The 5,167-nt window shown below is 47.0% G+C and carries 7 protein-coding genes; 5 read left to right on the top strand and 2 right to left on the bottom strand.

What is annotated here, in order from left to right:
* The coding region (serA, locus tag H6S82_RS17415) for a phosphoglycerate dehydrogenase (RefSeq protein ID WP_191056475.1) at nt 1–1,135 on the bottom strand (1,135 nt) is incomplete at its 3' end.
* 424 nt (nt 1,136–1,559) lie between these two features.
* Here serA and H6S82_RS17410 point away from each other — a divergent pair.
* Both H6S82_RS17410 and H6S82_RS17405 read left to right on the top strand, forming a co-directional pair.
* A complete protein-coding gene (locus H6S82_RS17410; RefSeq protein ID WP_190471690.1) occupies nt 1,560–2,069 on the top strand; it encodes a hypothetical protein in 510 nt (169 codons plus the stop codon).
* 37 nt (nt 2,070–2,106) lie between these two features.
* Nucleotides 2,107–2,886 carry a photosystem II S4 domain protein gene (locus tag H6S82_RS17405; protein WP_190471687.1) on the top strand — a complete coding sequence of 260 codons (780 nt, stop codon included), beginning with the start codon at nt 2,107–2,109 and terminating at the stop codon, nt 2,884–2,886.
* 78 nt (nt 2,887–2,964) lie between these two features.
* On the opposite strand, the gene cysC is transcribed toward H6S82_RS17405, so the two are convergent.
* On the bottom strand, nt 2,965–3,501 hold the full coding sequence (gene cysC / locus H6S82_RS17400; RefSeq protein ID WP_190471685.1) for an adenylyl-sulfate kinase: 537 nt from the start codon (nt 3,499–3,501) through the stop codon (nt 2,965–2,967).
* A gap of 371 nt (nt 3,502–3,872) precedes the next feature.
* Here cysC and H6S82_RS17395 point away from each other — a divergent pair, with 371 nt between their 5' ends.
* The 3 genes from H6S82_RS17395 to H6S82_RS17385 form a co-directional block, all read left to right on the top strand.
* The gene (locus H6S82_RS17395; RefSeq protein ID WP_191056474.1) at nt 3,873–4,013 is read left to right on the top strand and encodes a hypothetical protein; all 141 of its coding nucleotides are present in this window, start codon (nt 3,873–3,875) and stop codon (nt 4,011–4,013) included.
* 226 nt (nt 4,014–4,239) lie between these two features.
* Complete coding sequence (locus tag H6S82_RS17390) at nt 4,240–4,485, top strand: hypothetical protein (RefSeq protein ID WP_190471678.1); 246 nt, start codon at nt 4,240–4,242, stop codon at nt 4,483–4,485.
* A 126-nt stretch (nt 4,486–4,611) separates the two neighbouring features.
* A partial coding sequence (locus tag H6S82_RS17385) for a uracil-DNA glycosylase (RefSeq protein ID WP_191056473.1) occupies nt 4,612–5,167 on the top strand: 556 nt, incomplete at its 3' end.

The following is a 5,167-nucleotide window of genomic DNA, read 5'->3' as shown; positions in this document are numbered from 1 at the left end:
GCAAAGCTTGCGAAAGCAGACCCTTGAGGGATGCCACCACTAACGGCTGACTGTCGTTGCTGGCCAATTCTCCCTGCATCCGCACAGTGAGACTTTCCACTCGTCCGCCAGCCAGTTGACCGACCAAATTGCCCAGAGTTTCCGCCAGTCGCAGGTAGGGTTTGAGCTTTTCCAGAACATCTGGATACAAACCTGGGATATTTACTGCCGACCTTGCCGGTAAACCCAACAGCACATCGCGAATTTGCTCCGCAACGTCAATCGCAACATTGACTTGTGCTTCGGCGGTGGAAGCTCCCAAATGGGGCGTCAGTACAACTTGTTTGCCCAGACTGCGTAGGGCTGATTCACCCAGCGGTTCTGTCTCGAAGACATCCAATGCCGCACCAGCAATTTTACCTTGTTGCAGAGCTTCTGCTAAAGCCGCTTCATCAATTATTCCACCTCTAGCGCAGTTGACAATCCGAGCTGTCGGTTTCATTTTGGCAAGAGCTGCGGCGTTAATTAGATGAGTGGTTTCTGGCGTCTTCGGCATATGCAGGGTGATGTAATCGGCTTCCCGCAGCAGCAAATCCAGTTCCACCAGGCGACAGCCGAGCTGTTCGGCTCTTTCGCTAGAAATATACGGGTCAAAGGCCATTACCTTCATACCCATCGCCCGCGCTACGGTGGCTACGTGGGAGCCAATTTTACCCAAACCGACAACGCCCAGATTTTTTTTGTAAACTTCTGTACCGATATAGCTCTTGCGATCCCACTTGTTGCTTTTTACCGAAAGATTAGCTTCTGGGATATAACGCGAGAGGGCTAGCATCATAGCGAGTGCGTGTTCTGCTGCTGCAATGGTGTTGCCTTCTGGAGAGTTGACGACGACAATGCCCTGCCTTGTCGCCGCAGGCACATCCACATTATCCACGCCAACACCCGCTCGCCCAATAATTTTGAGCTGCGTGCCAGCTTCGATCACTGCCTTGGTGACGCGAGTTTCAGAACGGATCATGAGCGCGTTGTATTCTGGGATGATCCGGATTAATTCTTCAGCTGGCAAGCCGGTTTTTACATCAACTTGGGCTACCTGAGATAAGATATCGATGCCAGCTTGGTCTATTGAATCGGAGACGAGAACCTTGGACATGGTTAGTAAGTGAGTTTAGAGCGGGAAACTTGTCCCGCCAACAATTTGGAACAGGCAGTAACTTTCGTCTCTGCCGGTAGAGATAGAGGATGCGTGTCTTTGAATTTAGCTGCTGCGGCGACTTAAAAATGTTGCCGTTGCATCAGTCGGATATTGGTCTGGAGGCTGTTTCCATGCTCTGATGCGCTTGTTGCCACCATCGGAAATCTCTACAGTAGGTCATTCTAACGGTAAAATGGTATGGCCACGGCTAATCCCCAGAAAGTTTTTATCCTTTTCACGGTCAAACCAAACGGTGTAAGACCGAGCATCATACCGATAGATATCTGTTCTATACAAAAGTTAACCGTGGAAGGCGTTATACCCTGCCCCGCCTTCCGACCCGCCCACTCTTGGGACGGGGTTTCCAGGCAGGAAGATCTTTATGAATTACCTCTTTGCCGTTTTGGCAGATCGCATTCAGGCAGAAGAAGCTTACTCGGCTTTAGAAAAAGAAGGCTTACCGATGGACAAAGTGAGCATTCTGGGCAGAGGATACAAAAGTGCTGATGAGTTTGGGTTGATCGATCCCAACCTGCAAGCTAAAAAGCAAGCGACGCTGATGTCATATTGGTTGGTGCCGTTTGGCTTTGTGGCAGGTCTAGGCTTTAGCCTGCAAACTAATTTAAACACCTTTGCTTGGGCGGGCGAAATCGGCAATCACGTTATCGGTGGCCTTTTGGGTGCTATCGCTGGATTGATGGGCAGTATTTTTGTCGGTGGTGGTAGTGGTTTGTTGTTTGGCAGCGGTGATGCTTTACCTTACCGCAATCGTTTAAATGAGGGAAAATATTTAATTGTGGTTCGAGGTTCTGAAAGTCTGACGCGGGAAGCTACCCGGATACTTCGTCAATTTGAGCCAGAAAATATCCAAGGTTATGCGGCTGATAGCTAAGACATTCCAGAGCAAATCTACAATCTAAAATTAAACGATGTTACCGAGGGAAGAACTTTTAAAAGGAATCGAAAATCGAGACACTGCTGCTAGGGTAATTGACCTAGCGGAACAGGCGATCAAAACTTGGGAAATTGTGTTTACCGATTTTCTCTCACCACCGGAACTGGTGGAGATTAAGCAGATGTTCGATCGCTTGACGGAAGTGCATCTGCTGGCATGGGGTGGTTATCCGCAAGCAGAACGTCAACGAGTCGCGATCGCGCGATCGGAACTTCCTCTCGATCCGTCTCAGGTAGAGTTAGCAGCGTTAGAAATTGCCGGTAATTTTCTCTTCGATCCTGCCACTCACCGCGATTTTCTGGGTGCGATGTTGGGATGCGGTATTGTCCGGGATAAAACTGGCGATATTATTGTTTTGGGAGAGCGAGGAGCCCAAGTAATTGTAGTTCCAGAAATGGTAGAATATCTGGAAGAACATCTCACGCAAGTGCGATCGGTGCCGGTGAAAACCCAGCGCATTGAATTGAGCGCTCTGAAGATTAAGGAACCGAAAAAGAAAGAGCTAACAACGGTAGAGGCATCTTTGCGACTGGATGCGATCGCCTCAGCCGGTTTTGGGATGTCCCGCAGCAAAATGGTGGATTTGATTGATGGGGGTGATGTGCGAGTCAACTGGAAAGAAGTTAACTCTGCCAGTTACCAAGTTAAATCCGGCGATTTAATTGCGATCGGCGGCAAAGGACGCCTCCAAGTTGGGGAAGTGGCAACTACTAAGAAAGACCGCTATCGAGTGCAATTAACTCGTTATATTTAATTTCAAATTTTAGATTTGAGATTTGAGATTTAAATAAAATTAGAAATCTCAAATCTCAAATCTAAAATTTCCTAGCCCCTAGCTCAAGTTAATATAACCAGCAGATTCGAGCTTGTGTAAAACTTTAGCTACACTTTCTTCCACACTTTCGATGTCGGTGTGACATTCCACATCCGGGTTAGCTGGCACTTCGTAAGGATCGTCAATACCGGTGAAGTGCTGAATTTGTCCGGCGCGTGCTTTCTTATAAAGTCCTTTGACATCCCGTTTTTCGCACACTGCTAATGGCGCATTCACGTAAACTTCGATAAAATCGCCAATTCGTTGCTTTACTTCTTGCCGCATTTCCCGATAAGGAGAAATAGCCGAAACCAAAACAATGACGCCGTTTCTAGTCAATAAATGAGCTACGAAACCAATGCGGCGGATGTTCTCGTCGCGGTCTTCTTTACTAAAACCCAAACCCTTCGTCAAGTTCTCGCGCACTATGTCGCCGTCCAGGATTTCTATGCCATAACCGCGATCGCGCAGTTCCTTTTCCACTGCGCGACTGATAGTAGTTTTACCAGCACCGCTCAAACCGGTAAACCATACTGTCACACCAAGTTGTTTCATATTTTCTATTCGTCTCCATAGATAAGTCAATCAATTTTAATCTGAGCAAAACACCCTGCTACATCTTAATTTGCGAATTCAGAAACTCGGTATTTATTCCCAAGTTTTTTGAAAAGCTTTACAGGAACTTTGTTTCTCCGTCACAAAAGTGTCCTGACGGGCAACCAGGTAGTTTCCGATCGCTTTCTACAACCGTAGTATTACGCATCTGCTGGGAAACCCAAAGTGATCTCGGTCAGCTGGACAAGATCTAGTATTCCCAACGCAGCGATCGAGTGAGACAATGAGCTTAAGTCAACCGTCCGCCGGGTGCGTGGATCAAAATCAAATTTGCTGCTGTGATGATGGCGGGATCGGCAGGAGCAATTTGGGTGTTGAATTTACCGTATCCGATGCAGAGGGTCGAACGGGGAACGACTGCTTATGCAGAAGCGCAACAGCTACTGCGATCGGCCCAAAACAAGCTCAACCAAATTACACAACCTTCCCCCCGCAGTAATTTAGCCAACTGAACTGCTGCAATACTTTGCATTATTTAACATAACTTTGGCACTGTTGTCAGTGTTGTCAACCTGACGTTTGTCAGCTTAGGCGTGCTAGCTTCAAAATAAGGATTTGCGGTTTGGTTTAGTTTGAATCCGGCACAAGGATCGATCGGATTGCGAACTTCCAAGCCGATTAAACCTTACTATACACTTAGGCGATTTCTAGCGACAGGATAAAGAATTGGTATTAACTATGAGTTCACCAGAAATTTACAAAGGTTGGATTATCGAAGCGAGACCAGTGTTTTGCGTCGAAGTCTGGAACTCCGGTGGCAAGTGCTTTATCCCAGTTCACAACGCTAAAAACGAGAAAGAAGCGCTCAAACAAGCCAAGCGTTGGATCGATATGCAAACGGAACCGGAAAATGAGCCACAGCCGGAAATAAGCGATGATTTTCCGCCGCCAGACAACTTTGATGACGATGATATGCCGTTTTAACTCCTAAAACGCGAATTATAATGGATTACGGCAACTTCTAACAACTTGTCCCTTCGCCCCAAAGCTTCATCATTTCGCACACTGGGATTGATAGGATGGAGACGTGGAAACCTTGCCGTTTTATCTATGTCGGACTCCGAACAGCTGAGCCTTTTTGACCTTTTACCAGGTAGCGAAGCATCTACCCCATCAGTTTCGCAGACAAATTTGATTCCCAGTTCTGCAAAAATACCCATTCCCCCCGGTACTTATGAAAACTTAGAGCAACTGGCGAATCATTGCAACCAGTGTCATCGCTGCGGATTGGGAAATACGCGCACTCATGCTGTCGTTGGACGAGGCAATCCACAAGCCCCGATTACGATCGTAGGGGAAGCACCCGGACAAAATGAAGATGAGACTGGTTTGCCATTTGTCGGGAAAGCGGGTCAACTGTTAGAAAAAATTCTTGCAGCCGTTGGGTTGAGTAGCGAAAAAGATGTATATATTTGTAACATCATAAAATGCCGACCGCCAGGAAACCGCGTTCCTACACCAGATGAAATTGCGGCTTGCAAACCTTATTTGTTAGAACAAATTCGCTTAGTTAATCCAAAAATTATTTTATTGACTGGCGCGACTGCTGTTAAAGGTTTAACAGGAGATAAGAGAGGAATTACCAAAATTCGCGGTACTTGGATGG

Source organism: Planktothrix sp. FACHB-1355 (assembly GCF_014748295.1).
Lineage (GTDB): Bacteria > Cyanobacteriota > Cyanobacteriia > Cyanobacteriales > Aerosakkonemataceae > Aerosakkonema > Aerosakkonema funiforme_A.
The sequence above is the reverse complement of the archived record's forward strand: the minus strand, read 5'-3'. Positions and strand labels throughout refer to the sequence as shown.

Excerpts from the sequence above, each read along its gene's own strand:
- H6S82_RS17390 (WP_190471678.1), top strand. The coding sequence starts at position 4,240 with ATGAGTTCACCAGAAATTTACAAAGGTTGGATTATCGAAGCGAGACCA.
- H6S82_RS17410 (WP_190471690.1), top strand. The coding sequence starts at position 1,560 with ATGAATTACCTCTTTGCCGTTTTGGCAGATCGCATTCAGGCAGAAGAA.
- cysC (WP_190471685.1), bottom strand. The coding sequence starts at position 3,501 with ATGAAACAACTTGGTGTGACAGTATGGTTTACCGGTTTGAGCGGTGCT.
- H6S82_RS17405 (WP_190471687.1), top strand. The coding sequence starts at position 2,107 with ATGTTACCGAGGGAAGAACTTTTAAAAGGAATCGAAAATCGAGACACT.